We start from the raw sequence: 25,161 nt of genomic DNA, 5'->3' as shown, positions 1-25,161 counted from the left end.
GGACGGGGCGGAAGCGCACGACGCGTCGTGGCTCAGGCGCGAGCGATCCCCTGGAGGATGTTGGCGGCCCGCCGCAGCGTGTCGCGTTCCTCCTCGGTGAGCGCGGCCAGCCGGTCGGCCAGCCACTCGTTGCGGGCCCGCTCGAACTGTTCGAGCACGGCCCGTCCTCCCTCGGTCGCCGCGAGGATGACCTGCCGGCCGTCGGTCGGATGGGGGGTGCGCTGCACGAGGCCGCGTTCCTCCAGCTTCGCGACGATCTTGGTCATCGTGGGCGGCTGCACCCGCTCGACGTCGGCCAGTTCCCGGGGCGTCAGGGCACCGGCCAGATTGAGGCTGGTGAGCGCCGAGACCTGGGTGACCGTCAGGTCGCCGACCGGGCGGGCCTGTCGGACCCGCCGGTTGAGTCGGGTGATCGCATCACGCAGCTGAGTGGCCAGCTGCGCCGGTGGCACGCGTTTCGCCGTCACCGTCCGCTCCGTCACAGTAGTTAGCTTAACTAATGAGCCTGGCTAACGACATGCGATATGACCAGACTCACCAGAAGATCGTTTTGTCCCGCGCCAGAACGCCACGGACTCGATCGGCCCGCGCGGGAAGTACAGGATGAACAACAACGCCGCGACGTACAACAGGGGTTGGGTAAACAGGGACAACCGGTCGCGTACGCTTTGCCCGTGCCTCAGGAGCAACCGCCGCGGCCCGAGCCGCTCGACCCGCCGATGGTGCCGTTCGCTGTCGCCGGGCTGATCGTCTGGGCGGTGGTCGGGCTGGTGCTGCTGGTCTTCTTCCGCGGCTGGCTCACCGAGCACGGGCACCAGAACTGGCTCTGGACCTGCCTGGCCGGTTTCCTCTGGGGCTTTCCCGGTCTCGCGGTGATGATGCGGCACGACGCCAACCGGCGTCGCCGCCGGGAGTCCGCCGCCCACCAGGGCTGACCGTCAGTCGCGGCGGCCGACCGTCAGGGCGGGCCGACCGTCACGGGTGGCCGTACGGCTCCGCCGGCTCGGCCGCCTCCACGGAGCCGGGGGCCCGGCTGACCGACACCGCCTCGACCGCGCTGTCGTCGTAGACCGTGGGCAGCTCGTCGACCGGGTTCTCGGCCGTCTCGGCCAGCGTCTCCGAGTGCGCGCCGCAGCCGTGGTCGGCGCTCACCACGCGGCCGTCGTCCGGCGCGTAGAAGTTGCCGCAGGCGCCGAAGGACTGCCGCATCGCGCCGGCGAGCGGCAGATAGAAGCCGCAGGTGCCGCAGCGGGCGGCGGGCGGCGCGGCCACCGAGATCGCGGCATCCGGGCCGTGGTCGCCGTCGTACCAGCGCTGGGCGGCCTCCGAGCGGCCCTCGCGGGACAGCACCCGGGGCCGGCCCAGGCCCAGCTCCCACGCGGTCTCCTCGACCGCCGGGTCGTCGGAGAGCAGATAGCCCGGAGCGAGGCGCTCGTCGTCCGCCGGGGTGGGCAGCAGGTCGCCCGGGCCGAGGTCGCCCGGCTTGAGCCGCTCCTGCCAGGGCACCCAGCCGGGGGCGAGCAGCGCGTCCGGGCCGGGCAGCAGGACCGTCTCGCAGATCGTGACGTGCCGGCTGCGTGGCACCCGGGTCACCGTGACGGCCCAGCGCCAACCGCGGTAGCCGGCCAGGCGGCACTCGAAGTAGTGGGTGACGAGCCGGTCGCCCTCGGCGACGGCCTGGAGGTGCTCGCCGACGTCGGCGGGGTCCACCTCGGTGATGGCGGCGCGGGCCACCTCGACGGCGGCGGCGCACACCTGGTCGAGCCGGGGAGCGCGGGCGGAGGCGGGCCTGGTCACCCGCCCATTGTTCCCCATGCCCACCGTCGGCTGACAGGGACTCCCCGGAGTCGTTCTACCGGGTGGCGGGGCGCACGTGGATCAGATGGGCGAGGATGGGACACATGCCGCCGTCCTCCCGCTCCGACCGGTCCGCCCTCGGACGGGTCGTCGGCACCGGCATCCGCGCCACCCGCCTGCTGATCCGCGGCTCGCTGCACGGCGGACGGTGGATGACCCGCCGGGCCGGGTCGGCCCGGGCCCGCAGCGCCGGCAACGAGGTGGGCATGGTCCGCCTCTTCGACCTGCACGCCCTCTCCTGCGCGGGAGACACCCTGATCGCCATCGGCCTGGCCGGGACGATCTTCTTCGACGTGCCGCTGGGCGAGGCCCGCAACAAGGTCGCGCTATACCTGCTGGTGACCATGGTGCCGTTCGCCATGCTCGCCCCGGTGGTCGGGCCGCTGCTGGACCACTTCCGGCACGGCCGCCGGTACGCGCTGGCGACGACCATGCTCGGCCGGGCCTTCCTCGCCTGGCTGATCTCCGACTACATCGGCAGCTTCGGGCTCTACCCCGCGGCGTTCGGCGTGCTCGCCCTCTCCCGGGCGTACGGGGTGGCCCGCTCGGCGGCGGTGCCGAGGCTGCTGCCGGAGAACATGGGGCTGTCCCAGGCGGGCGCCCGGGCGAGCGTCTACGGCACGGTGGCCGGTGGGCTGGTCGCCCCGCTCGGGCTGGCCGCGTTCTGGTTCGGGCCGCAGTGGCCGCTCCGGGTGGCCTCGCTGATCTTCCTGATCGGCATGGTGATCGCGCTGCGCCTGCCGCCGAGGGCGGATTCCGATCCCCCGGAGCGGGTGCCGCAGCCGTTCCGGGCGCTGCGCCGCCGGGACGGGGAACGCCCACTGGGCCGGGGCCGCCCCGCCGGCCGCCTGGTGATCGCCACCCTGATCGGCGCGGCGGCGCTGCGCGGCGTGTACGGCTTCCTGCTGCTCTTCCTGGCCTTCGCGATCAAGGCGGGCGACCTGACCACCGACTTTTTCGGCCGGACCCTGGGCGCCCAGGGCGCGCTCGGCCTGGTCGGCGGCGCGCTGGCGGTGGGCAGCTTCCTGGCCACCGCCGTCGGCACCCGGCTGCGTATCCACCGGCCGGCCGCCATCCAGTCCAGCGGCATGGTCGTCATGGCCGGGGTGGCGGTGCTGGCCGCGCTGAAGTTCTCGCTGCCCATGGTGGCGTTGCTCTGCCTGGTGACGTCCCTGTTCAGCGGGATCGCCAAGCTCGCGGTCGACGCGTCGATCCAGGAGCGGATCCCGGAGCGGCTACGGGCCAGCTCCTTCGCCCACTCGGAGACCGCGCTCATGCTCGCCTTCGTGGCCGGCGGCGGCCTCGGGCTGGTCCCGTTCACCGGCCGGATCGGGGTCACCGTCGCCGCCGGCGTCGCGGCGCTGGTGGCCGTACGCGGTGTGCTGGTGGCCAGCCGGCTGCGCAGGGAACGCCTGGTCGGCCGGCCGCTCGGCGATGACGAGCTGGCCGACGAGCAGCCGGAGGAGTTGGCGGACCCGACCCCCACCTCGCCGGCACCGTCGTCGGGCGGTACGCCCACCGCCGAACAGGACGACGCGTTCGTGCCGCCCGGCTTCCACATCTACCGCCCCTCGTCCTCCACCGTCGGAGGGGCGGGCGGGGCCGACGAGGAGAACCGGCGGGAGCCCCAGGGGCCGGTCGGGTGACTGGACTGCTGGTGGTGACCGCCGTACCCGCCGAGGCGGAGGCGGTCCGGGCGGGCCTGACCGACCCCACGGTCACCGTCGCCCCGGTCGGGGTGGGCGCCGCCGTCGCCGGAGCCGCCACCGCCCGGCTGCTGGCGCTCGCCGAGGCCGCCGGTCGGCCGTACCGGGCGGTGGTCAGCGCGGGCATCGCCGGCGGCTTCGTCGAGCGGGTGGCGGTCGGCGACACGGTGCTGGCGACCCGCAGCGTGGCGGCCGACCTGGGCGCGGAGTCGCCGGATGGCTTCCTCCCGCTGGAGGCGTTGGGCATGCCGGCCGACCTGCTGGGCGTCGGCAGCGCCGTACCCGCCGACCCGGGGCTGCTGGACGCCCTGCGTACCGCCCTGCCGGCGGCCACGGTCGGCGTGGTGCTCACGGTCAACACGGTGACCGGCAGCGCCGCGAGCACCGCGGCCCTCGCCGCACGGCACCCGGACGCGGTGGCCGAGGCCATGGAGGGGTACGGCGTGGCCGTTGCCGCCGCGCAGGCCGGCCTGCCCTTCGCCGAGCTGCGTACGGTGTCCAACCCGATCGGACCCCGGGACCGGGCATCCTGGCGGATGCGGGAGGCGTTCGCCGCCCTCAGCGCGGCGGCGGTCGCGCTGCGCTGATCGGCCGGTCCAGCCGCGGCGGCGGCCACGTCGCGCCGTCCGTGAGGTCCAGCCGCAGCGCGGCGGGTCGGCTCGCCTCCAGCTCGAACCCGCAGGTGAGCAGGAAGCTGATGCCGGGCTCCTGGGCCAGTGCCTGGACCATCCTGATACCGGCACCGGGCAGTTCACCGAGAAGCAACTCCCGCTCCCCTGGGCGTTCCTCGCCGTCCGGTAGCGGGAGTCGACGGCCCGGCCGGACTCGATCCGCGCGACCGTCGGCTGGGGGGCGCCCGCTCGGGCGGCCAACTCACGCCGGCTCAGATCGGCCTGCCGCCGCAGCCGGCGAAGCAGGTCGCCCAGGTCTGCCCACCGCTCGGTCGAAGAGTTCGATTCACCCACAGCCGGAATGCTCTCCGGCTGCCCAGCACCGTTTCAACAGCGGACGCCCCCCTGTGGATAACCCTGTGGATATCCGCGATATCAGCTCCAAAGGCGGCAACAAGTCTTCGTCCCGCCAGGCGAGCACCCACCCGGCGGCGGCCGCGGCGGGACCGGGGTGGCGGATGGGCCGCGGCCCGGGGTTACGGTGGGGGGCGTGGCGCTCTCCCTGGCGATCTCCCCCTGCCCCAACGACACCTTCGTCTTCGACGCCCTGGTGCACGGCCGGGTGCCGGGCGCGCCGCCGGTCGAGGTGACCTACGCCGACGTGGACGTGACCAACACGGCCGCCGAGCGCGGGGCGTTCGACCTGGTGAAGGTGAGCTACGCGGCACTGCCCTGGCTGCTCGACGACTACCACCTGCTGCCCTGCGGAGGCGCGCTGGGTCGAGGCTGTGGGCCGCTGGTGCTCACCCGGGGCGACCGGACCGACCTCACCGGCGCGACCGTGGCGGTGCCCGGCGAGCGGACCACGGCGTACCTGCTCTTCCGGCTCTGGTCGGCGGAGCGCCCGCCGGCGCGGATCGAGGTGGTGCCGTTCCACGAGATCATGCCGGGCGTCGCCGCCGGCCGGTACGACGCCGGGCTGGTGATCCACGAGGCCCGGTTCACCTACCCCCGGCACGGGCTGACCGCGCTGGTCGACCTCGGCGAGTGGTGGGAGGGCGACACCGGCCTGCCGATCCCGCTCGGCGCGATCCTGGCCCGCAAGGGCGCGGTCGACCCGGTCGAGGCCGCCGCCTGGATCCGCGAGTCGGTACGCCAGGCGTGGGCCGATCCGGAGGCCAGCCGGGACTACGTCCTGGCCCATGCCCAGGAGATGGAGCCCGACGTGGTGGACCGGCACATCGCCCTCTACGTCAACGACTTCACCGCCGACCTGGGAGAGGCCGGCTTCGCCGCCGTCGAGGCGCTGCTGGGCCGGGCCGCCGACGCCGGGCTCGTTCCTCAGACCTCCAGCTCGCGCGCCACCGCGTGGACCAGCTGAGCGATCTTCTCCGCGGTCTTCCGGTCCGGGAAGCGGCCCCGGCGCAGGTCCGGCTGGACCTTCGCCTCCAGCACCTTGATCATGTCCTCGACCAGGCCGTGCAGCTCCTCGGCCGGCCGGCGGCGCAGCTCCGCCACGGACGGCGGCGCCTCCAGCAGCTTCACGCCCATCGCCTGCGCGCCGCGACGGCTGTCGACCACGCTGAAATCGACCCGCTGGCCGCCCTTCAGGTCGGTGACACCCGCCGGCAGCGCGCCCTTGGGCAGGAACACGTCGCCACCCTCATCACTGGTGACGAACCCGTATCCCTTGGCCGCGTCATACCACTTCACTCGACCCGTCGGCACCTGACAACCTCTGCTTCGCTCGAGACGACTACCCCTTCAAGGCTAGCTGGATGATCCGGTCCAGCGCCGCCGGGAATCCGCTGAGATCATCCAGCACCGTGTGCGCGCCGGCGGCCCGCAGTTCGTCCTGCGTACAGGGCCCGGTCGCCACTCCCACACCTGGGATTCCCGCCGTCGTCGCCGCGACCATGTCCGCCACGTGGTCCCCGACGTAGAGGGCCGCGCCGTGCTCCCGCAGCGCGGTCGCCTTCTGCTCGGCGAAGAGATCCCCGGCCAACTCGTCGACCGCCAACCCGAGGTGGTCCAGGTGCAGCTTCGCCAGCCGGCCGATCTTCGAGGTCACCACCATCACCCGGCCACCACGCGCGTGCACCGCCTCGATCGCGGCCTCCGCGCCGGGCATCGGCAGGGTCGGGGTGATCGCGTACGCCGGGTACAGCTCGCGGTAGGCGGCGACCGCCTCCTCCACCCGCTCAGGCGGAAACCAGTGGGCGAGTTCCGTACGCAGCGGCGGGCCGAGCCGCGACACCACCGCGTCCGCGTCCACGTGCACGCCGGTACGCGCGGACAGCGCCCGGTAGGCGGCGGCGATGCCGGGGCGCGAGTCGACCAGGGTCATGTCGAGGTCGAAACCGACCATCAGTGAGGGCATGCCGAGAACCTACCCGCCGAACCGAACCGAGCCGGACGTCCGAGGGGCGCGACGGCCCCCGACCGGGCTAGCGTGGTACGACGATGACCACCTCACTCGCCGACCATCTGCGGACCCTCCCCGACGAGTCCCTGGCCGCCCTCCTCCAGCTGCGGCCGGACCTCGTCGTGCCGGTGCCGGCCGACATCTCCGCCCTCGCCATCCGCGCCCAGTCGCGGGTCTCCGTGGCCCGGGCCCTCGACGGGCTGGACCAGTTCACCCTCCAGATCCTCGACGCGGCCCGACTCACCCGGGACCCGGAGGGCGGCGGCACCGCCACCGAGGCGATCCTGGCGCTGGCCACCGCCGGCCCGCACCCGCCCGCCCCGACCGCCGTCCGGCGCGCGGTCGACCGGCTCCGCGCGCTCTTCCTGCTGTACGGCCCGGAGCACGACCTGCACGTGGTGGACGGGGTCGACGAGGTGTCCCCGTACCCGGCGGGGCTGGGCCGACCGGCGGCGGACCTGGACCCGCGGACGGCGGCGCTGTGCGCGGACCCGGCGAAGCTACGGCGGACGCTGCTGGCCGCACCACCCTCGGCCCGGGCGATCCTGGACCGGCTCGCCGCCGGGCCACCGGTCGGCACGGTGCCCCCGGGCGCGCTCGACGCCCCCGCCACCGGCGCCGAGGACGAGCTTCCCCCGGACCCGACCAACGGTGGCGCACCGACCGGCTCACCGATCCGCTGGCTGGTGGAACACCGGCTGCTCGTGCCAGTCTCGGGCGGCCGGGGCGGCGCCGTCGAACTGCCCCGCGAGGTGGGTCTGCTGCTGCGCCGGGACAGTGGTCCGCTCGGCCCGCTGCGCACCGACCCGCCCGTGGTGGTGAGCCCGCCCCGGGAGCCGAAGGCCGTGGACTCCGCCGGGGCCGGGCAGACCATGGAGGTGGTACGCCACACCGAGGCGCTGCTGGAGAGTCTCGCCGCCGAGCCGGCCCCGGTGCTGCGCTCCGGCGGCGTCGGCGTACGGGACCTGCGCCGGCTGGCCCGGGGGCTCGGGCTGGACGACCCGACCACCGCGCTGCTGTTCGAGGTGGCGTACGCGGCCGGGCTGGTCGGCGAGCTGGACCTGACCGGCGCCGCGACCACCCGGTACGGCGGCGACCAGCAGATCCTGCCCACCGGCGGGTACGAGGTGTGGCGGGCCGGCTCACTGGCCCAGCGCTGGGAGCGACTGGCCCGGGCCTGGCTGACCATGACCCGCCAGGTGGGCCTGGTCGGCCAGCGCGACGACCGGGACCGCCCCATCGCGGTGCTCTCCGCCGAGGCGGAACGGGCCGGTGCCCCGGCCGCCCGGCGTACCGTGCTCGCCATCCTGGCCGACCTGCCGCCGGCGACCGCCCCGACCCCGGACGAGATGCTGGAACTGCTCAACTGGCGGGCACCCCGGCGGGCCCGGGGACGGGAGGCCGCGCACCGCGAGGTGCTGGCCGAGGCGGCCCAGTTCGGGGTGACCGGGCTCGGCGCGCTCACCTCGTACGGGCGGCTGCTGCTGGCCGACGTGACCGAGGCCGACGAGCGGGCGGAGGACCCGCTCGGGCTGCTCTCCGACGCCGAGTCGGACGAACCGTCCACCGCCGTACGCGCGCTGGACGCGCTGCTGCCCGCCCCGGTCGACCATTTCCTGCTCCAGGCCGACCTGACCCTGGTGGTGCCCGGTCCGCCCGACCCCGGGCTCGCCGCCGAGCTGGACGTGGTGGCCGAGCACGAGTCGGCCGGCGGGGCGAGCGTGCACCGGGTCACCACGGCCAGCGTCCGGCGCGCCCTGGACGCCGGCTACTCGGCCGAGGACCTGCACGCGCTGTTCCGCCGCCGGTCGCGTACGCCGGTGCCGCAGGGGCTGACGTACCTGGTGGACGACGTGGCCCGCAAGCACGGCGGGCTGCGGGTCGGCTCGGCCGGCGGATACGTGCGCAGCGACGACGAGGCGCTGCTCACCGAGGTGCTGGCCGACAGGCGGCTGGAGCAGTTGGCGTTCCGCCGGCTGGCACCGACGGTGCTGGTCACCCCGTACCAGGTGGGGCGGATGCTGACCGCGCTGCGCGACGCCGGATACGCGCCGGTGCCGGAGGACGCCAGCGGCTCGACCGTGCTCGCCCGGCCGAAGACCCGGCGGGCACCGGCCCGGATGCCGGTCGCCAGCCGCGGCCTGGACCCGCTGGCCTCGCCGAGGCTGCCCATGCCCCGACTGCTCGGGGTGGTGGAGCAGATCCGGCGCGGCGACGCGGCGGCGCGGGCGGCCCGGCGGGCCCCGGCGGTGGTCCGGGGCGGCGCGGCACGCACCGGCCCGGTGCCGGCGCACACGCACAGCGACGCGCTCGCCGTGCTCCAGCAGGCGGTCCGCGACAAGGCGCTGGTCTGGGTGGGATACGTCGACGCGCACGGGGCGACCGCCTCCCGGCTGGTCCGCCCGGTGTCGATCGGTGCGGGCTACCTGCGCGCCGAGGACGATCGGACGGAGATGATGCACACCTTCGCGCTGCACCGGATCACCGCGGCGGTGCTGGAGGACTGAACGCCCCGGTCCGGCCCGTTCAGCGGCCGTTGTGCCGGATCATCTCGACCACCGACACGGCGAGCAGCAGCGCGAACGCCGCGCCGGCCGACTCGCCGACCGAGTCGACGAAGCCCTGCCGCTGCACCAGCAGCCCGAACAGGAACCAGCCGAGGATGCCGACGGCGGCGATCCCGTAGCCGATCAGGGCCGCCGTGGAGACCTCGCCGCCCGGTGCCTGGTCCTCCTCGGGAAGTACGTCGTGGTCGACCGTCATCGTCAGCCCCTCCCGCCCCGCTGGACCCCGATCTCCAGCGTGGCACCGAAAAGGACTCTCGGACAGGGGATAAATCCCGGATACGCGCCGGGCGCTCAGGGGTACGGGCAGCTCAGGTGCCGGGACGGCGGCCGAAAACGACCACGCGGGTGCCGACCGAGCCCAACTCCCAGAGCCGGACCGCGTCGCGGTGCAGCAGGTTGACGCAGCCGTGCGAACCGATCGACCCGTTGTGCAGGTACGTGGTGGTCTCGTGGAAGCCGATCCCGCCGTTGAACTGCTGCCAGTACGGCAGCCACACCTCGTACGGGTTGGACCACTCCTTCGGGTTCCGCCAGCCGACCCGGTAGGTGCCGGTCGGGGTGGCGTACCCGGCCATGCCGGTGCGGGTGACCGTCGGGCCCATCACCACCTTGCCGTCCCGCATCGCCCAGACGGTCTGCCGGGTCAGGTCGACGCAGAAGGTCAGCCCGGAACCGGCCCGGCAGCGGCTCACATCGGTGCCGGCCAGCCGCCGCGCCACGTCGTACGTGGTGGCGCCGGCGCGACCGGCGGCGGGGCTGATCCCGTACCGGAGCTGGAACTTCTTGATCGCGGCGCAGTCGGCGGCGGACTGCTTCCCGTCCACGGTCACCGGCCCGAACCCGCCCAGCTTGGCGAGGTACTGCTCCACGGCCCGCTGCTGCTCGCCCTGCGGGCAGCCGGTGAACCCGGAGGCGCTCGGCTTCGGCTTGGCGGTGGGCGACGTCGTCCGGCTGGGCTTCGGCGTGGCCGTCGCGCTCGGCTCCGGCGCGGCCGTCCGGCTCGGCTCCGCCGACGGGGATCCGGTCGGCTGGCCCGGTGTGGGTGCGGGCGCGCTCGCCCCCGATGCTGTCTCCGTCACGCCGACCGGCACCGGGGCGGCTGCCCCGGTGCCGTCGCCCTGCGCATCGAGCGCACACGCACCCACGCCGACCAGCACGACCGTGGCCAGGGCGACGGCTCGAACCGTGAGTCGGACACGCTTCATGGACCCTCCCCCTGGACAGGTGTTCCCTTGCTAGACGTCCGGGGCTGATGTCGCGTTGCCTCTCCGGCGTGACTTTTTCCGGACACCTCCGCGCGTGCAACACTGGATGGTCCGCCTCTGGCAGGTCAGCCGGCATGCGGGCGACGAGGATCCGGCAAGGGAGAGGGCGCTGGCGTGAGCGGTGGACCACTGATCGTGCAGTCGGACAAGACCCTGCTGCTGGAGATCGACCACCCCGACGCGCAGGCGTGTCGGATGGCCATCGCGCCCTTCGCCGAGTTGGAGCGCTCCCCGGAGCACGTGCACACCTACCGGCTCACCCCGCTGGGCCTGTGGAACGCCCGGGCCGCCGGCCACGACGCCGAGGGCGTGGTGGACGCACTGATCAAATACTCCCGTTACCCGGTGCCGCACGCGCTGCTGGTCGACGTCGCCGAGACCATGGACCGGTACGGCCGGCTACAGCTCGCCAACGACCCGGTGCACGGTCTGGTGCTGCGCGCCCTGGACCGGGTGGTGCTGATCGAGGTCGCCAAGAGCAAGAAGCTCGCCGGCATGTTCGGCGCCAAGATCGACGACGACACGATCGCCGTGCACCCGTCCGAGCGGGGGCGGCTCAAGCAGGGGCTGCTCAAGCTCGGCTGGCCGGCCGAGGACCTGGCCGGGTACGTGGACGGCGAGGCGCACCCGATCGAGCTGGCCGAGGCCGGCAAGGACGGCGTCAAGCCGTGGACGCTGCGGTCGTACCAGCGGGAGGCCGTGGAGGCGTTCTGGGCCGGCGGGTCGGGCGTGGTGGTGCTGCCCTGCGGTGCCGGCAAGACGCTGGTCGGGGCGGCGGCGATGGCCGAGGCGAAGGCGACCACGCTGATCCTGGTGACCAACACGGTCGCCGGCCGGCAGTGGAAGCGGGAGCTGGTGGCCCGCACCTCGCTGACCGAGGACGAGATCGGCGAGTACTCGGGCGAGCGCAAGGAGATCCGCCCGGTCACCATCGCCACGTACCAGGTGCTCACCTCGCGGCGCGGCGGCGCGTTCACCCACCTGGACCTGTTCGGCGCCCGCGACTGGGGTCTGGTCATCTACGACGAGGTGCACCTGCTGCCCGCGCCGATCTTCCGGTTCACCGCGGACCTCCAGGCCCGCCGCCGGCTCGGGCTGACCGCGACCCTGGTCCGCGAGGACGGCCGCGAGGGCGACGTGTTCAGCCTGATCGGCCCCAAGCGGTACGACGCGCCGTGGAAGGACATCGAGTCGCAGGGCTGGATCGCCCCGGCCGAGTGCACCGAGGTACGGGTCACCCTCACCGACGCCGAGCGGATGGCGTACGCGACGGCGGAGGCCGAGGAGCGCTACCGGATGGCGGCGACGGCCCGGACCAAGCTGCCGGTGGTCAAGGCCCTCGTCGACCGGCACCCGGACGAGCAGGTCCTGGTGATCGGCGGGTACATCGACCAGCTCCACCAGCTCGGCGAATACCTGGACGCGCCGATCGTGCAGGGCTCCACCACCAACAAGGAGCGCGAGCGGCTCTTCGACGCGTTCCGCTCGGGTGAGGTGCGCACGCTGGTCATCTCGAAGGTCGGCAACTTCTCCATCGACCTGCCCGAGGCGGCGGTGGCGATCCAGGTGTCCGGCACGTTCGGCTCGCGCCAGGAGGAGGCGCAGCGGCTCGGCCGGGTGCTCCGCCCGAAGGCCGACGGCCGGCAGGCGCACTTCTACACCGTGGTCTCCCGGGACACCATCGACACCGAGTACGCCGCCCACCGCCAGCGCTTCCTCGCCGAGCAGGGGTACGCGTACACCATCGTGGACGCCGACGACGTCCTGGGGCCGTCCCTGCCCTCCTTCGACTGACCCTCGGCTTGATCAACTCCGCCTCGGGGATGTCGCGGTGTCCGGGTCGCTCCGACACCGCCATGTCGCCGAGGTGGAGTCGGCTTCGGCGCAGGCCGACGCTGACGAATGACCGCGGTCTCATCGGGTACGCGGGCGGCGATACGTCGCTCGGCGCGGATCGCCACGGCCGATCCGGCCCAGGCGCGATGGGAGGACGCGATGAAGGACAGGATCTTCAAAGGGCTGACGCGGAAGGTGAACTCGATCATGGTGCGCCGCAGGCGCAGGGATTCCATGATCACCAAGCGGGGGCGCTCCAGAAGGCCCGGCCGACTCTTTCAATGAGAGCGTCATTCGCCGGGAGCCGAGCAGGACCGCTGACCCGGAGACCGACCGAGGTGGCGCAGACGGCTATCGGGGTTGATCTGCGGCTGGACGACGGCACAGGTAGCGGGCGCGGCGGCCGGCGTCGCGGAACCCGAGCCGCCGGTACAGGGCGGCGGCCGGATTGTTGTCGTTCACGCAGAGCCACGCCTCCCGCGTACCGTCCTCGGCCAGCGCCCGCAGCGCGCTCGCCACGAGGTACGCGCCGACCCGCCGGCCCCGCCATTCCGGTACGACGCCCACCTGGTCGATCCAGTTGTCGAGGATGTTGAGGAAGCCGACCGGCGTGCCGTCGGGGCCGCGCGCGAGCAGCGACAGGTCCGGCCGGTAGTCGTCGTCCTCCCGCAGATCACCCAGCCACTCCTCGGCCGTCGGCTCGACGAAGCCGGGCCGGTCCGCGAAGGACGCCCGGTAGGTCTCGAACAGCTCGGAAGCGAGCGTCACCGGCTCGGTGCGCAGGTCGTCGGGGCGCGTGACGTCCGGGAGTGCGTCGAGGTCGTGCCGTAGCACCCACTCGGTGAAGGTTCGCTCGAAGCCACGCGCCGTGAAGAGGGCTTCCGCACCCGCACTCCAGGACTCGGTGGTCAGCAGCAGGTCCGCGGCACCGGCCTGCTCGTCCGCCCAGCTCAGCAGCCGGCTGCCGAGACCCCGCCCCCGCCAGGCCGGATGCACCAGGCCGGTGCTGGTGGCCGGCTCCCGCGCGGTGCCGACGCCCGCGGCCGCGACCAGGCCGCCGTCATGCCAAACCCCGAGGGTACGGGCCTGGAGCAGTCGGGCCCGCAACAGCGGGGTACGGGCGAACAGCGGCAGTCCACCGTCGGCGGCCAGGCACGCCTCGGCCAGTTCCGTCAGCGCCGCGAGGTGTTCCTCGCCGAATTCTTTCCAGGTCAGCGCGTCCCCGCCCAGCTCCGCCATGATCCTCTGCCCGTTCGCCCGCCGCCGATCGCCCGACGGCTGACCGTGGCGACTGGTGCCGGGCCGGCTCGACGATGCTCGGTGGGCAGTAGGCATTGCGGCCCGGGCCGGTGTCAAACATGTTTCGTGCCGGCGGGCCGCCGGCGATCGGCCGGCAAGGACGTCCGGGCACGTCCAGTCCAGGTCGCTGGCGGCGGTCGTGAGCGTCGTGTCGTACTCGGCTGAGAGCATCGGCCCATGGCGACATCGAAACAGCCGGTGACCGTGCCGACCGACGCCAGCGTCGATGATTTCCTGGCGGCGGTCCCCGACCAACGTCGGGGGGCCGACGCGGTGCGCCTCTGCACGCTGCTGCGCGAGGTCACGGGCGAGCCCCCGGTGATGTGGGGCCCGAGCATCGTGGGCTTCGGCAGCTACCGCTACACCTACCAGAGCGGGCGCACGGGCGACTGGCCGCTGGCGGGCTTCTCGCCGCGCAAGCAGCAGCTCGTCGTCTACCTGGTGGGCGGGTTCGAGGAGCGGCACGCGTCAGTGCTCGCCCGGCTCGGCCCGCACAAGACCGGTAAGGGATGCCTCTACCTGAAGCGCCTCGACGACGTCGACGAGAGCGCGCTACGCGAGCTCGTCGATCGCACGGTCCGGGTACACAAGGGCGTCGACCGGGCCAGCGAACGCCGACAGTAGGCGGGACGGCGGGGCGGGTGGTCGCGGCCGACTCACAGGACCCGGGTGGGCTGCTCGGCGGCAATCCGGGCGTCCCGTCGGGCGGGATCGAGGTTGGCGCAGATCACCATAGACGCGCCGGCGGCGAGCGGGGCGAGCAGCCACTTCAGCGGCTGCTCGTGCTCGGCCGCGTCGACCAGCAGCCGGTCACCGGCCCGCAGGTCGAGCTGTCCGGCGACGTCCGTCGCGAGCCGCCGCCAGTCGCCGTAGCTGGTGCCGTCCGGGCTGGCCGGGTCCCACGGGCGGACGGCGGTGTAGTCGGGCACCGTGTCGGTGTGCCGGAGCACCTCGGTGGACCAGTCGAGCCAGCCCACGGGCACGTCGGCCAGCGGGCCGGGCCCGGTGCCGACGAGGTAGCGGTGCGTCCCGTCGGGCACGTCCTCCAGCCAGTCGTCGAGGCGTTCCGGGGTCACGAACACCGCGTCGTACGGCTGGTCGCCGCCCGGTTCGAGAACCGGCAGCCCGGCGGTGGCCCGTGGCCGGAACGACACCGCCATCCCGACCGACCAGGCGCCGATCAGCACCGCGGCGGTACGCCAGTGCGGCGGCAGCAGCACCGCGACCCGGCTGCCCGGGCCCAGCCCGCAACCGTTCCGCAGCAGGCCCGCGCTGCGTGCCGCCCAGCCGCCGAGTTGCGGCGCGGTCAGCTCGACCTGCTCACCGGTGGCGTCGTCGAGGTACGTCAGCAGCGGCGGCTCGCCGTCCCTGGTCGCGACCCCTGCAACGACGGCGGTCTGTCCGGCCATCAGGCTCTCCTCACTCCGGATCGCCTCACCCTATCCACCTGATCCGCCCACCCACGCCCGCCGTATCGCAGATCTTCGACGGTTTCGGTAAGGGCCCTTCCCTACACCGGCAGCTCGGGGCCGCCGTTGAGGAGAGGGGCGAGCAGGTCGCCCTGCTGTTCCACCCGCTTGAGCACCTCACCAGCGGTGTACGGCTTGGTCGCCGGCCGTTTGCCCGCCGCCCCGGCGGAAACCTCGTCCCAGGTCAGCGGAGTGGACACCGACGGCACCGCCTGCGCCCGCAGCGAGTACGGCGCCACCGTCGTCTTCGCCGCGTTGTTCTGGCTCCAGTCGATGAAGACCTTGCCGGGGCGCAGGTTCTTCGCCATCTTCGACACGATCAGCTTCGGGTGCGCCTTCTCCAGTTCCTGGGCGATCCGCCTCGCGTAGGCGGAGACCTCGTCGGCGGACTGGGTGCCGGCGATCGGGCAGCAGAGCTGCATCCCCTTCTTGCCGGAGGTCTTCGGGTAGGAGCCGACGCCGTCGTCGGCCAGCCGGTCCCGCATGAGCAGCGCCACCTGGCTGCACTGTTTCAGCGCGGCCGGGGTGCCCGGGTCCAGGTCGACCACCATCATGTCGGGATGTTCGCCGATCTTCCACTGCGGCGTGTGCAGCTCCAGGGCGGCGAGGTTGGCCAGCCAGACCAGGGTGGGCAGGTCGTCGGCGACCACGTAGTCGATGGTCTCCCGGCCCTTGCTCGACCCGGGGGCGGGCAGCGTCTCGGTGCGTACCCAGCCGGGGGTGGCGGCCGGGGCGTTCTTCTCGAAGAACGAGCCGCCCTCGACGCCGTTCGGGTAGCGGATCCGGGTGAGCGCGCGGTCCCGCAGGTGTGGCAGCAGCGCCGGGGCGATTCGGGTGTAGTAGTCGATCACCTCGCCCTTGGTGAAGGCGGCCTTCGGATAGAGGATCTTGTCCAGGTTGGACAGCTCCAGCGCGCGCCCCTCGACGTCCACCCTGAGCCGGTCAGCAGGCATCCTCGACCTCCTCAACAGGCTTGTCGGGACGCAGCCGCAGGATCCGAGGGAAGCGCAACCGCCCGTCGGGGGTGCGCTGGCCGTACTTGATTTCCACCACGATCCGTGGGGTCACCCAGATCGCGCCCCGGGCATCCTCGCGCGGCACGTCCCCGGCGAACGGCGACCCGTCGGTGCGCAGCGGTTCCAGCTCGCGCAGCAGCTCGCGTTCCAGTGCCGCACCGATCCCGCCGCCGACCCGGCCCCGGAAGATGAGCCGCCCGTCGGGTCGGGGCACCCCGACCAGCAGGCCGCCGACCTTGCGCGCGCCGGGCCGCCAGCCGCCGACCACGAAGTCGCCGGTCACCTCCAGTTTGACCTTCACCCAGTCCGGGGAGCGGACGCCGGGCCGGTAGGCCGAGTCGGTCCGCTTGGCCATCACGCCCTCAAGGCGGTGCTCCCCGGCGGCCTCGAAGGTGGCCGGGCCGTCGGCGAAGGCGGGCGGCACCGCCCACCGGGCGGCGCCGAGCCCCAGCGACTCCAGCGCCGCGCGCCGCTCCCGGTAGGGGCGGCCGGTCAGGTCCTCGCCGCGCAACCGGAGCAGGTCGAAGATCATGTACGTGACGGGCATGCTGGCCGACAGCCGGGCCGCCTTGCTCGGGTTACGGACGTGCATCCGCTCCGCGAGGGCGGTGAACGACGGCTGCCCCAGCTCGTTGAAGAGGACCACCTCGCCGTCCAGCAGCGCGTCGTCGACCTGCTCGGCGAGCGGGATCAACTCGGGGTACGCGGTGGTGATCTCCACGCCGGAGCGGGCGTACAGGTGCTTGTCGCCGTAGGAGACGTCGGCGAGCGCGCGGACCCCGTCCCACTTGAACTCGTACGCCCAGCCGGCACCGGCCGGGAGCTGCCCGGTCATCGCGAGCATCGGCTTCAGCGGCGCGCCGGGCACCTCCTGACTGTAGTTGCACACGGAAGCGCGTGCGTGTCGTTCGATCGTTTGCGATCCTGGTCAGAACCGGGGAGAGGAGCGCGGGATGCGGGCCATCTGGAAAGGAGCGGTGTCGTTCGGCCTGGTGTCGATCGGGGTGAAGGTCTACTCGGCCACCGAGGAGAAGGACATCCGCTTCCACCAGGTGCACCGCGAGGACGGCGGCCGCATCCGCTACAAGCGCACCTGCTCGGTCTGCGGCGAGGAGGTCACCTACGACGACATCGCCAAGGGGTACGACATCGGCGGCGGCGAGATGGTCATCCTCACCGACGAGGACTTCGCCGACCTGCCGCTGACCACCTCGAAGGCGATCGACGTGCTGGAGTTCGTCCCCGCCGAGCAGGTCGACCCGATCCTCTACAACAAGGCGTACTTCCTGGAGCCGGAGAGCTCGGCCACCAAGCCGTACGTGCTGCTGCGCGACGCACTGGCCGACTCGGAGCGGGTGGCGATCGTCAAGGTGGCCCTGCGCCAGCGGGAGCAGTTGGCCACCCTGCGGGTACGCGAGGGCGTGCTGCTGCTCAACACGATGCTCTGGCCGGACGAGGTGCGTACCCCGGACTTCGGTTTTCTGGACGAGGACCTGAAGGTCCGCCCCCCGGAGCTGGCCATGGCCAGCTCGCTGATCGACTCGATGGCCGGCGAGTTCGAGCCGGACGCCTTCACGGACGACTACCGGGCGGCGTTGCAGGAGGTCATCGACGCGAAGATCGAGGGCCGCGAGGTGGTCCAGCCGGAGGAGGAAGAGGCCGCGCCGGCCGCCGCGGTGGACCTGATGGCCGCGCTGAAGGCGTCGGTGGAGCGGGCCCGGGTCGCCCGGGGCGAGGCGCCGACGGGCGGGGCGGCCGAGCCGACCCCGATCACCTCGGCCCGGTCGGCGCAGCAGGCGGCCAAGGCGGCGAAGACGACGAAGGCGCCGGCGAAGAAGGCGGCCGAGAAGAAGGCCCCGGCGAAGAAGGCCGAGCCGGCGAAGAAGGCCGCCAAGAAGGCCGAACCGGCGAAGAAGGCGGCGGCCAGGAAGACCGCCGAGAAGAAGGCCGCCAAGGCGCCCGCGAAGAAGGCGGCCGAGAAGAAGGCCGCCCCGCGCAGAACCGCCTGACGGCGAGGGGGTTGACGGGCCGCTGGTCGCGGCCCGTCAACCCCCTCGCACGTGCTCTGGTTACTTGCCGCCACCGGCGCGGAACGCCACCCAGGCGTCGCTCATCCGGTCCGCCTGTCCGGGCGTGAACATGTTCATGCAGGAGTCCTGCGTGTAGTCCATGAAGTTGTGGATCGGGTCCAGGCCGGGTGCGGCGCAGGTGTCCGCGCCGACCGGGCAGTTGAACTGCGGGTGCGCCTCCCGCGGAGTGTCCTCCACGAAGTCGCCCGAGGCGGAGCACCCGTGCGCGAAGGTGTGCTCCAGCATCAGCCAGTGCCCGACCTCGTGCGTCAGCGTGTCACCCAGGGCGTACTTGCCCGCCGTGCCACCCGGCATCGACTCGTCCAGCATCACCACGCCGTCGATGTAGTCCCGGCCGTGGTTGTAGCCCTTCGGGAAGTACGCCCAGCCGAGGAGCCCGCCGCCGATGTTCGCCGCGTACACGTTCAGGGTGCGGGCGTCGCCGGTGTACAGCGCCTTCTTCATGTCCCGCTCGTTCTTGCCCGGCTCGACCATGTACCAGCTGCTGTTCACCGTCCACGTCGTGTCGACGAGCGAGAACCGGAACGGCGTGTCGGAGGCGTCCGCCGCCGTACGGCCCCCGAACGAGTCGTTGAGCACCGTGATCTGCGCCGCGATCATGGTGTTCCACCTGCTCGTCTCCGCCGCGCTGAGCGGGTGGTCGGAGATCATGTGGAACACCGTGGGCACGGTGACGCTGCCGTCGGGCAGGCGGGGCGCATCCTTGATCACGCCGTAGGCTTTCGCCTCGTTCGTCGAGTACAGCTCCGGCTCCTGGGCGGCGGCGCCCTCCTTCACCCGCGCCGCGCTGTGCCCTCCGGCGCCCGGCTCACAGGCCGCGACACCGGGGGAGGCGGTCACGGGCGACGCCGTGGCGAACGCGGCGGAGGCTCCACCGCCACCGCCCGCCAGGAACGTCGCGGCGGTGGCGGTCAGGACCGCCAGTTGAAACGTGGGTCTTCTGCGCATCGTTGCACCTCTCACGCACGGGGGATGGCCGCAGAGCGGGATGACGAGATCGCCGCGACGAGGTCACTGACGTCGTTCCGGTATGAGAACACGCCATTGACGTTGACAACAGCCCCAGGCGGTACCCCTCAGCCGCGGCCGAGCTTCTCGGTGGGGGTGACGCGGACGATGATGCGCTCCTCTCCGGGCTGGCGGAACGGGTAGGTGTCCTGCCCGAGGTACTTCTTCGCCAGCCGGTCGATGTGCTCGTCGGCGCCCTCGGTGACCAGCTCTGCGGTGCCCTTCACCCAGAGCGTGCGGAAGTCGTTCGCCTTGTCGACCACGGAGACCGCGATCGCCGGGTTGCGGGCGATGTTGATGTGCTTCTGCCGGCCCTTGGCGGTGTTGAACAGGATGTGCTCGCCGTCGGTGTCCACCCAGACCGGGGTGACGTGCGGGGAGCCGTCGGCCTCGATGGTCGCCACGTGGGCGAGCTGCGGCTCGGAGAGCAGGGCCAGGTCTTCTTCGGTGAGGATCGCCATGGTCGTGAACGTACTCCGCCGCCACCGGTGGCGTCGTTCGTCACCGACTTCCGCTGTCGCGCGACGAGGGCCGGGCTGTCCGGAACTCCTCCGGGCGTAGGAGCACGGGCGGCGTCCGGCCGGGTACCGTGTGCGCTGGCCTCGGCAGCGGCCGCCGGGCCGCACCCACCCACCCAGCAGGGGAGTCGACGTGAGCGAGCGCGTGGAGAACGGTTCGGCGGGCCAGGGCCCGGCTACGAAGGCGGAGCGGCGGCTGGCCGCGCAGCTGGCGGCGAAGAAGGCCGCCGAGGCGAAACGCCGCCGGCAGTCGATGCTGGGTGCCTTTGTCGGTGTCCTCGCCGTCGCCGCGTTGATCGGCGGCATCGTCTGGCTGAACCAGGGTGATGACAAGCAGCCCAACGCCAGCTCCGCGGCCGACGCCACCGCCACCCCCGCGCCCAACGACGAGCCGGCCGCCCCGCCCGCCGCCGAGCTGCCCGCGGACGCCGACCCGGCGCTGAAGACCAAGCCGCAGGTCGGCGCGGGCACGGGCGAGCTGAAGAAGCTCAACGTCACCACCCTGATCAAGGGCACGGGCCCGGCGGTCAAGGCCGGCCAGCAGATCACCACCAACTACGTCGGGGTGTTCTACAAGGACGGCAAGGAGTTCGACTCGTCCTGGGACCGGGGCCAGCCGGCCACCTTCGGGATCGGCGTGGGCCAGGTCATCCCGGGTTGGGACCAGGGCCTGGTCGGCGTGCCGGTGGGCAGCCGGGTGCAGCTCGACATCCCGGGCGAGCTGGCGTACGGCAACGAGTCGGTGAACGGCCGGCCGGGCGGGCCGCTGCGCTTCGTCGTTGACGTGCTTGCCGCGCAGTAGGTCACAGCAGGCTTCCTTCCCGTCACCCTGCGGCAGTAGGTTCGGGTCAACCGCGGGCGGTCCACCCGTCCGCGAGGACCTGCCCAACGACGCGGAGGTGCACGTGGCGGCGCTGGACGACCCCGGGCTGGCCCGGCTGATGTGGACGCATTTCGAGCCGGTCCACGCGGTGACCTATTTCCACCCCCGGGCCCGGGCCGCGTACGAGGCCGTCGGGCTGCGTGGCTACTGGCGGGGCTACTTCGCCGGCCGGGCCGCCCCGCTCGGGCCGGTCGCCGCTCCGCTGGTGGTGGCCGCGTTCTACAGCTTCGCGCCGGCGATGGTGGCCCGGGCGCTGCCCTCGGTGTGGCGGCTGGCCAGCCCGGAGGAGGCGCTGCGGGCCCGGCTCACCGGCGCCGTGCAGGCGCTCGCCGAGTTCACCTACGAGCTGCCCGAGGCGCACCTGGTCGAGGCGGCGGGGCTGCTGGAGGAGGCGGCCGGGCGGGTGGAGACGGCCGGCCGGGTGCTCGGCGCGGCCAACGCCGCGCTGCCCCGGGGGGAATATCCGCTGGCCCGGCTCTGGCAGGCCGCCACCACACTGCGCGAGCACCGGGGCGACGGCCATGTCGCGGCGCTGGTCACCACCGGGCTGGATCCGGTCGAGGTGGTGGCCTGGCGGTGCCGGGTCGACCAGTCCCGCGAGTTCCACCAGTCGGCCCGCGGCTGGACCGACGAGGAGTGGGCCGCCGCCGAGGAACGCCTGGTCGAGAAGGGCTGGCTGACCGCCGACCGGGCGCCGACCGAGCACGGCACCGAGGCGTTCCGGGCGGTCGAGGAGGCCACCGACCGGGCCGCCCTCGGCCCGTGGCGAGTGCTGGGCGCGGAGCGTACGGCGCGGGTGCGCGAGCTGCTCGAACCGATCGCCGACCGGGCCCGCACGATCATCCCGCCGCAGAGCCCCATCGGCCTGCCCGCCCAGCGCACCGCCGCACGCGGCGCAGCGACGCCGGCCCGCTGATCCGCCGGCCAGCGCCCGCGCGGGCCGTCCGGCAGGATGGGTACGTGGTGGACGCGGTGCTCTTCGACCTGGACGGCGTGATCGTGGACTCCGAGCCGGTCTGGGAGGAGGTCCGGCGGGCGTACGTGGCCGCGCACGGCGGAACCTGGCAGCCGGACAGCCAACGCCGGCTGATGGGGATGAGCACCGGCGAGTGGTCCGCCTATCTCAGCGGGGAGCTGGGCGTCGACCGCGACGCCGGGCAGGTCGCGACCGAGGTGGTTGCCGAGATGACCCGGCGGTACGCGCGGCACGTACCGCTGATCGACGACGCCGACGCGGTGGTGCGCCGGATGGCCGCGCGGTGGCCGCTGGGGCTGGCCAGTTCCTCCCCCAGCCAGCTGATCGCGGCGGCGCTGGACGCGACGGGCCTGGCCGACTGCTTCGGCGCGACCCTGTCGACGGAGGAGACCGCCCGGGGCAAGCCCGCGCCGGATGTCTGGCTGGCGGTGGCCGCGCGGCTCGGCGTGGAGCCGAGCCGGTGCGTGGCGGTCGAGGACTCGTCGAACGGGGTCCGCTCCGCGGCCGCCGCCGGCATGCGGGTGGTGGCGGTGCCGCACGGGTCGTACCCGCTGGATCCGGACGCCGAGGCGCTGGCGGCGGCGCTGCTGCCGGCGATCGAGGCGCTCACCCCGGAGCTGGTGGCGCGACTCGGCTGACGGCCCACCCCTGGTGGTATGTCCCTGCTCACACCTCTCCTCCCGACGATCACCTCGTTGTACGTTTTCCCCTGTGCGTCGGCCGGCATGACCGGGGTACGGCCGGGTAGCGCAGCCGTTACGTGGCGACGGTGAGGGGACGGCGATGAAGGCGATCGTGTACGAGCGCACCGGCGACCCGTCGGTGCTGGAGCTGGTCGACCGGCCGGTGCCGGAGCCCGCCCCGGGCGAGGTGCTGGTGCGGATGGCTGTCTCGGGGGTGAACCCGACCGATTGGAAGGCCCGCCGCCAGTGGCCGCTGCCGGCCGGTTGGCAGATCCCCGGGCAGGACGGCGCCGGGGTGATCGAGGCGGTCGGCGAGGGTGTCGACCAGATCCTGATCGGCGCGCGGGTGTGGCTCTGGGAGGCTGCCTGGCAGCGTCCCTGGGGCACCGCCGCCGAGTACACGGTGGTGCCGGTCCGGCACACGGTCCGCCTCGGTTCGGCCTCCTTCGACCTGGGCGCCTGCCTCGGCATCCCGTTCATGACCGCGCACCGCTGCCTGACCGCCGGCGAGTTCATGCCGGACAAGCTGCACGCCGGCGCGCTGAGCGACCACGTCGTGCTGGTGCAGGGCGGGGCGGGCGCGGTGGGCAACGCGGCGATCCAGCTCGCCCGCTGGGCCGACGCCTGCGTGATCACCACGGTCAGCAGCCCGGAGAAGGCGCAGCTCGCGGCGGCGGCCGGGGCCAACTACGTGATCAACTATCGCGAGCAGGACGTGGTCGAGGAGGTCCGCAAGATCGCGCCCGACGGGGTGCACACGATCGTCGAGGTCTCCGCGGCCCGCAACGCCGCCACCGACGTGCAGATCCTGCGCAACGGGGGCGCGGTCTGCGTGTACGCCGACGACGGCGGGAACGAGGTGACCCTGCCGATCCGGCCGCTGATGGTGCCGAACGCCCGCTGGCAGTTCGTGCTGGTCTACACGGCGCCGAAGGCGGCCAAGGCGCAGGCGGTGACCGACGTGGCGGCGGCGGTGGCCCAGGGCGCGATCCGGGTGGGCGCGGAGGCGGGGCTGCCGCTGCACCACCATCCGATGTCGGCGGCCCGGTCGGCGCACCAGGCGGTGGAGAACTCGGCGGTCGGCAAGGTGTTGATCACCACGAGTGAGACCTGACCTGGAGAAAACGGATTTTCCCGACACCAGGACAGAGGCGAACAAGTTTCGCGAGAATGACGGTGCGGGTCGCCCCGCAAGGACGGGCGGCCCCGGCGCGGTGCGAACGCCGGGGCCGCCCTCTGGGGAGGGAAGTCGTTCCGGGGAACCACCCCCTACCCGTGCAGGCGACGGTACGCCGGAAAACGTTACGACGCGGTCAGTTCGCGTACCTCCAACCCGCCTTCCGCGTACCGGGAGCGCACCACCTTTTTGTCGAACTTTCCGACGCTGGTCTTCGGCACCGCGTCGATGAACGCCCAACGCTCGGGCAACTGCCAGCGGGCCACCGACGTCGCCAGGAAGTCCCGCAGCTCCTCGGCGCTGACCGAGGCGCCCGCCCGCACCACCACGGTCGCCAGCGGACGCTCGTCCCAGCGCTCGTCCGGTACGCCCACCACGCACGCCTCCAGCACCGCCGGATGCGCCATCAGGGCGTTCTCCAGCTCGACCGATGAGATCCACTCCCCGCCCGACTTGATCACGTCCTTGGCCCGGTCGGTCAGCGTGAGGTAGCCGTCCGGCGAAAGCGTCCCCACGTCGCCGGTACGCAGCCAGCCGTCCCGGAACTTCTCCTCGTCCGGGGTCCCGTCCCCGACGTACCGGGCGGTCACCCACGGCCCGCGGACCTCCAGCTCGCCGACGGAGGTCCCGTCGGCGGGCAGCGGCTCGCCCAGCGGGCCGACGACGCGTGCCTCGACCCCGGCCGGGACGCGGCCCTGGGTGTAGCGGTAGCGCCAGGCCGTCTCGCCGGCCACGCCGGCCGGCGCCCGGGAGACGGAGCCCAGCGGCGACATCTCGGTCATGCCCCAGGCGTGGATCACCTCGATGCCGTGCCGGTCGTGGAAGGCGTGCATCAGCGCCGGCGGGCAGGCCGAACCGCCGACGATCACCTCCTTGAGCGAGGAGGTGTCGACGTCGTGGCTGTCCAGGTAGGCCAGCAGGTCGGTCCAGATGGTCGGCACCGCGCCGGCCAGCGTGGGCCGCTCGGCGGCGATCATCGCGGCGATCGGCTCGGCCTGCAGGAACCGGTCCGGCATGATCAGCGACGCGCCGGAGAGGAACGCCGCGTACGGCAGGCCCCAGGACATCGCGTGGAACATCGGCACGATGGCCAGCTCACGGTCCCGCGGGCCGAGCCCGAAGCTCTCCGGCAGGCAGACCTGGAGCGAGTGCAGGTAGATGGAGCGGTGCGAGTAGGCGACCCCCTTGGGGTTGCCGGTGGTTCCGGAGGTGTAGCAGAGGGCGGCGGCATCGCGCTCGTCCACCTCCGGCCAGTCGTACACCTCCGGGCGGTCGGCCAGCAGCGCGTCCCAGTGGTGTACGGCGATCCGGTCGCCGGCCGCCGCCACCAGCGGGGCCGGGTCGCCGCCGCCGACCACCACCACGTGCCGCACCGTGCCCATCTGCCCGATCACCCGGGCGAGCAGCGGGATCAGCGTGGTGTCGACCAGCACCACCCGGTCCTCGGCGTGGTTGGCGATGTAGGCGACCTGGTCCGGGAAGAGCCGGATGTTGAGGGTGTGCAGCACCGCGCCCATGCTCGGCACCGCGAAGTACGCCACCAGGTGCTCGTTGTTGTTCCACATGAACGTGGCGACCCGCTCGTCACCGGTCACCCCGCACTCGTCGCGAAGCGCGTGGGCCAGCCGGGCGGCGGTCCGCCCGACCTCGGCGTACGTCATCCGGCGCGGCTCGACGCCGGTCCAGGTGACCACCTCCGCCGTGCCGTGCACCGTCGAGCCGTGTTCGAGGATCCGGGCGACCTGGAGCGGGATGTCCATCATCGTGCTACGCAT

General features: G+C 73.1%; 26 protein-coding genes and 1 pseudogene. 12 read left to right on the top strand and 15 right to left on the bottom strand.

Translation table 11 applies throughout. From position 1 onward, the window contains the following. Window positions 1–32: 32 nt before the first annotated feature. Entirely contained in the window at window positions 33–482 is a 450-nt protein-coding gene (locus GA0070621_RS25705) for a MarR family winged helix-turn-helix transcriptional regulator (RefSeq protein ID WP_197673931.1), read from the bottom strand. A gap of 192 nt (window positions 483–674) precedes the next feature. Here GA0070621_RS25705 and GA0070621_RS25700 point away from each other — a divergent pair, with 192 nt between their 5' ends. Further along, a complete protein-coding gene (locus tag GA0070621_RS25700) occupies window positions 675–935 on the top strand; it encodes a DUF2530 domain-containing protein (RefSeq protein ID WP_091200568.1) in 261 nt (86 codons plus the stop codon). Window positions 936–975: 40 nt separating this feature from the next. Here the strand turns inward: GA0070621_RS25700 and GA0070621_RS25695 are convergent, their stop codons facing one another. Further along, window positions 976–1,815, bottom strand: coding sequence for a DUF3027 domain-containing protein (locus GA0070621_RS25695; RefSeq protein ID WP_091200566.1), 840 nt, complete (start codon window positions 1,813–1,815; stop codon window positions 976–978). Between the two features lie 86 nt (window positions 1,816–1,901). Here GA0070621_RS25695 and GA0070621_RS25690 point away from each other — a divergent pair, with 86 nt between their 5' ends. Both GA0070621_RS25690 and GA0070621_RS25685 read left to right on the top strand, forming a co-directional pair. Further along, entirely contained in the window at window positions 1,902–3,503 is a 1,602-nt protein-coding gene (locus GA0070621_RS25690) for an MFS transporter (protein WP_091200564.1), read from the top strand. After that, a complete protein-coding gene (locus tag GA0070621_RS25685) occupies window positions 3,500–4,150 on the top strand; it encodes a futalosine hydrolase (protein WP_091200562.1) in 651 nt (216 codons plus the stop codon). The genes GA0070621_RS25690 and GA0070621_RS25685 overlap by 4 nt, the downstream gene beginning before the upstream one ends. Here GA0070621_RS25685 and GA0070621_RS29655 read toward each other — a convergent pair. Together GA0070621_RS29655 and GA0070621_RS25680 are read right to left on the bottom strand one after the other, a co-directional pair. Continuing rightward, window positions 4,122–4,328, bottom strand: coding sequence for a hypothetical protein (locus tag GA0070621_RS29655; RefSeq protein WP_157740053.1), 207 nt, complete (start codon window positions 4,326–4,328; stop codon window positions 4,122–4,124). The two genes, GA0070621_RS25685 and GA0070621_RS29655, sit on opposite strands and share 29 nt — an antisense overlap. A 44-nt stretch (window positions 4,329–4,372) precedes the next feature. Then, window positions 4,373–4,528 (bottom strand): annotated as a pseudogene (locus GA0070621_RS25680) (helix-turn-helix domain-containing protein); the annotation flags it as partial. A gap of 196 nt (window positions 4,529–4,724) precedes the next feature. On the opposite strand from GA0070621_RS25680, the gene GA0070621_RS25675 reads away from it, so the two are divergent. Then, window positions 4,725–5,555 carry a 1,4-dihydroxy-6-naphthoate synthase gene (locus GA0070621_RS25675; protein WP_091200560.1) on the top strand — a complete coding sequence of 277 codons (831 nt, stop codon included), beginning with the start codon at window positions 4,725–4,727 and terminating at the stop codon, window positions 5,553–5,555. Here GA0070621_RS25675 and GA0070621_RS25670 read toward each other — a convergent pair. Continuing rightward, on the bottom strand, window positions 5,516–5,902 hold the full coding sequence (locus GA0070621_RS25670) for a cold-shock protein (protein WP_091200558.1): 387 nt from the start codon (window positions 5,900–5,902) through the stop codon (window positions 5,516–5,518). The genes GA0070621_RS25675 and GA0070621_RS25670 overlap by 40 nt on opposite strands. Before the next feature lie 28 nt (window positions 5,903–5,930). Further along, complete coding sequence (locus GA0070621_RS25665; protein ID WP_091200554.1) at window positions 5,931–6,554, bottom strand: HAD family hydrolase; 624 nt, start codon at window positions 6,552–6,554, stop codon at window positions 5,931–5,933. Window positions 6,555–6,637: 83 nt separating this feature from the next. Here GA0070621_RS25665 and GA0070621_RS25660 point away from each other — a divergent pair, with 83 nt between their 5' ends. Beyond that, window positions 6,638–9,106 carry a helicase-associated domain-containing protein gene (locus GA0070621_RS25660; protein WP_091200552.1) on the top strand — a complete coding sequence of 823 codons (2,469 nt, stop codon included), beginning with the start codon at window positions 6,638–6,640 and terminating at the stop codon, window positions 9,104–9,106. Window positions 9,107–9,125: 19 nt separating this feature from the next. On the opposite strand, the gene GA0070621_RS25655 is transcribed toward GA0070621_RS25660, so the two are convergent. Continuing rightward, window positions 9,126–9,362, bottom strand: a complete 237-nt coding sequence (locus GA0070621_RS25655) for a hypothetical protein (protein ID WP_091200550.1) — start codon at window positions 9,360–9,362, stop codon at window positions 9,126–9,128. A 112-nt stretch (window positions 9,363–9,474) separates the two neighbouring features. Beyond that, the gene (locus GA0070621_RS25650; protein ID WP_091200548.1) at window positions 9,475–10,371 is read right to left on the bottom strand and encodes a L,D-transpeptidase family protein; all 897 of its coding nucleotides are present in this window, start codon (window positions 10,369–10,371) and stop codon (window positions 9,475–9,477) included. A gap of 174 nt (window positions 10,372–10,545) precedes the next feature. Between GA0070621_RS25650 and GA0070621_RS25645 the strand changes: the two genes are divergently transcribed. After that, window positions 10,546–12,225: a DNA repair helicase XPB gene (locus tag GA0070621_RS25645; protein ID WP_091200546.1), complete on the top strand. Its 1,680-nt coding sequence runs from the start codon at window positions 10,546–10,548 to the stop codon at window positions 12,223–12,225. Between the two features lie 393 nt (window positions 12,226–12,618). On the opposite strand, the gene GA0070621_RS25635 is transcribed toward GA0070621_RS25645, so the two are convergent. Beyond that, window positions 12,619–13,506 (bottom strand): GNAT family N-acetyltransferase, encoded by an 888-nt coding sequence (locus GA0070621_RS25635; RefSeq protein ID WP_091200542.1) that lies wholly within the window; start codon window positions 13,504–13,506, stop codon window positions 12,619–12,621. A 237-nt stretch (window positions 13,507–13,743) separates the two neighbouring features. Between GA0070621_RS25635 and GA0070621_RS25630 the strand changes: the two genes are divergently transcribed. After that, the gene (locus GA0070621_RS25630; protein ID WP_091200541.1) at window positions 13,744–14,190 is read left to right on the top strand and encodes a DUF1801 domain-containing protein; all 447 of its coding nucleotides are present in this window, start codon (window positions 13,744–13,746) and stop codon (window positions 14,188–14,190) included. Between the two features lie 32 nt (window positions 14,191–14,222). Here the strand turns inward: GA0070621_RS25630 and GA0070621_RS25625 are convergent, their stop codons facing one another. The 3 genes from GA0070621_RS25625 to ligD (GA0070621_RS25615) form a co-directional block, all read right to left on the bottom strand. Further along, window positions 14,223–14,975: a TIGR03089 family protein gene (locus GA0070621_RS25625; protein WP_091200539.1), complete on the bottom strand. Its 753-nt coding sequence runs from the start codon at window positions 14,973–14,975 to the stop codon at window positions 14,223–14,225. Between the two features lie 101 nt (window positions 14,976–15,076). Continuing rightward, window positions 15,077–15,988, bottom strand: coding sequence for a non-homologous end-joining DNA ligase (gene ligD / locus GA0070621_RS25620; RefSeq protein WP_091200537.1), 912 nt, complete (start codon window positions 15,986–15,988; stop codon window positions 15,077–15,079). After that, window positions 15,978–16,919: a non-homologous end-joining DNA ligase gene (gene ligD, locus GA0070621_RS25615; RefSeq protein ID WP_091202851.1), complete on the bottom strand. Its 942-nt coding sequence runs from the start codon at window positions 16,917–16,919 to the stop codon at window positions 15,978–15,980. The genes ligD (GA0070621_RS25620) and ligD (GA0070621_RS25615) overlap by 11 nt, the downstream gene beginning before the upstream one ends. 85 nt (window positions 16,920–17,004) lie before the next feature. Between ligD (GA0070621_RS25615) and ku the strand changes: the two genes are divergently transcribed. Then, complete coding sequence (gene ku, locus GA0070621_RS25610) at window positions 17,005–18,060, top strand: non-homologous end joining protein Ku (protein ID WP_091200535.1); 1,056 nt, start codon at window positions 17,005–17,007, stop codon at window positions 18,058–18,060. A gap of 60 nt (window positions 18,061–18,120) precedes the next feature. Here the strand turns inward: ku and GA0070621_RS25605 are convergent, their stop codons facing one another. Together GA0070621_RS25605 and GA0070621_RS25600 are read right to left on the bottom strand one after the other, a co-directional pair. Beyond that, window positions 18,121–19,089, bottom strand: a complete 969-nt coding sequence (locus tag GA0070621_RS25605; protein ID WP_091200533.1) for a zinc metalloprotease — start codon at window positions 19,087–19,089, stop codon at window positions 18,121–18,123. Between the two features lie 128 nt (window positions 19,090–19,217). After that, entirely contained in the window at window positions 19,218–19,610 is a 393-nt protein-coding gene (locus GA0070621_RS25600) for a PPOX class F420-dependent oxidoreductase (RefSeq protein ID WP_091200531.1), read from the bottom strand. A gap of 190 nt (window positions 19,611–19,800) precedes the next feature. On the opposite strand from GA0070621_RS25600, the gene GA0070621_RS25595 reads away from it, so the two are divergent. The 4 genes from GA0070621_RS25595 (at window position 19,801) to GA0070621_RS25580 (ending at window position 23,323) form a co-directional block, all read left to right on the top strand. Further along, the gene (locus tag GA0070621_RS25595; protein ID WP_091200529.1) at window positions 19,801–20,469 is read left to right on the top strand and encodes an FKBP-type peptidyl-prolyl cis-trans isomerase; all 669 of its coding nucleotides are present in this window, start codon (window positions 19,801–19,803) and stop codon (window positions 20,467–20,469) included. A 139-nt stretch (window positions 20,470–20,608) separates the two neighbouring features. Further along, window positions 20,609–21,466, top strand: coding sequence for an SCO6745 family protein (locus tag GA0070621_RS25590; protein WP_091202850.1), 858 nt, complete (start codon window positions 20,609–20,611; stop codon window positions 21,464–21,466). A 44-nt stretch (window positions 21,467–21,510) separates the two neighbouring features. After that, window positions 21,511–22,164 carry an HAD family hydrolase gene (locus tag GA0070621_RS25585; RefSeq protein ID WP_091200527.1) on the top strand — a complete coding sequence of 218 codons (654 nt, stop codon included), beginning with the start codon at window positions 21,511–21,513 and terminating at the stop codon, window positions 22,162–22,164. A 145-nt stretch (window positions 22,165–22,309) separates the two neighbouring features. Beyond that, complete coding sequence (locus GA0070621_RS25580) at window positions 22,310–23,323, top strand: NADPH:quinone reductase (protein ID WP_091200525.1); 1,014 nt, start codon at window positions 22,310–22,312, stop codon at window positions 23,321–23,323. 188 nt (window positions 23,324–23,511) lie between these two features. On the opposite strand, the gene GA0070621_RS25575 is transcribed toward GA0070621_RS25580, so the two are convergent. Then, window positions 23,512–25,161 (bottom strand): fatty acid--CoA ligase, encoded by a 1,650-nt coding sequence (locus tag GA0070621_RS25575; protein ID WP_091200523.1) that lies wholly within the window; start codon window positions 25,159–25,161, stop codon window positions 23,512–23,514.

This window comes from Micromonospora narathiwatensis, assembly GCF_900089605.1.
GTDB lineage: Bacteria > Actinomycetota > Actinomycetes > Mycobacteriales > Micromonosporaceae > Micromonospora > Micromonospora narathiwatensis.
The sequence above is the reverse complement of the archived record's forward strand: the minus strand, read 5'-3'. Positions and strand labels throughout refer to the sequence as shown.

Coding starts and splice junctions, on each gene's coding strand:
- GA0070621_RS25580 (WP_091200525.1), top strand. CDS start 22,310: ATGAAGGCGATCGTGTACGAGCGCACCGGCGACCCGTCGGTGCTGGAG.
- GA0070621_RS25575 (WP_091200523.1), bottom strand. CDS start 25,161: ATGCGTAGCACGATGATGGACATCCCGCTCCAGGTCGCCCGGATCCTC.
- GA0070621_RS25650 (WP_091200548.1), bottom strand. CDS start 10,371: ATGAAGCGTGTCCGACTCACGGTTCGAGCCGTCGCCCTGGCCACGGTC.
- GA0070621_RS25630 (WP_091200541.1), top strand. CDS start 13,744: ATGGCGACATCGAAACAGCCGGTGACCGTGCCGACCGACGCCAGCGTC.
- GA0070621_RS25635 (WP_091200542.1), bottom strand. CDS start 13,506: ATGGCGGAGCTGGGCGGGGACGCGCTGACCTGGAAAGAATTCGGCGAG.
- GA0070621_RS25590 (WP_091202850.1), top strand. CDS start 20,609: ATGTGGACGCATTTCGAGCCGGTCCACGCGGTGACCTATTTCCACCCC.
- ligD (WP_091200537.1), bottom strand. CDS start 15,988: ATGCCTGCTGACCGGCTCAGGGTGGACGTCGAGGGGCGCGCGCTGGAG.
- GA0070621_RS25605 (WP_091200533.1), bottom strand. CDS start 19,089: ATGCGCAGAAGACCCACGTTTCAACTGGCGGTCCTGACCGCCACCGCC.
- ku (WP_091200535.1), top strand. CDS start 17,005: ATGCGGGCCATCTGGAAAGGAGCGGTGTCGTTCGGCCTGGTGTCGATC.
- GA0070621_RS25625 (WP_091200539.1), bottom strand. CDS start 14,975: ATGGCCGGACAGACCGCCGTCGTTGCAGGGGTCGCGACCAGGGACGGC.
- GA0070621_RS25660 (WP_091200552.1), top strand. CDS start 6,638: ATGACCACCTCACTCGCCGACCATCTGCGGACCCTCCCCGACGAGTCC.
- GA0070621_RS25695 (WP_091200566.1), bottom strand. CDS start 1,815: ATGGGGAACAATGGGCGGGTGACCAGGCCCGCCTCCGCCCGCGCTCCC.
- GA0070621_RS25690 (WP_091200564.1), top strand. CDS start 1,902: ATGCCGCCGTCCTCCCGCTCCGACCGGTCCGCCCTCGGACGGGTCGTC.
- GA0070621_RS25655 (WP_091200550.1), bottom strand. CDS start 9,362: ATGACGGTCGACCACGACGTACTTCCCGAGGAGGACCAGGCACCGGGC.
- GA0070621_RS25600 (WP_091200531.1), bottom strand. CDS start 19,610: ATGGCGATCCTCACCGAAGAAGACCTGGCCCTGCTCTCCGAGCCGCAG.
- GA0070621_RS25665 (WP_091200554.1), bottom strand. CDS start 6,554: ATGCCCTCACTGATGGTCGGTTTCGACCTCGACATGACCCTGGTCGAC.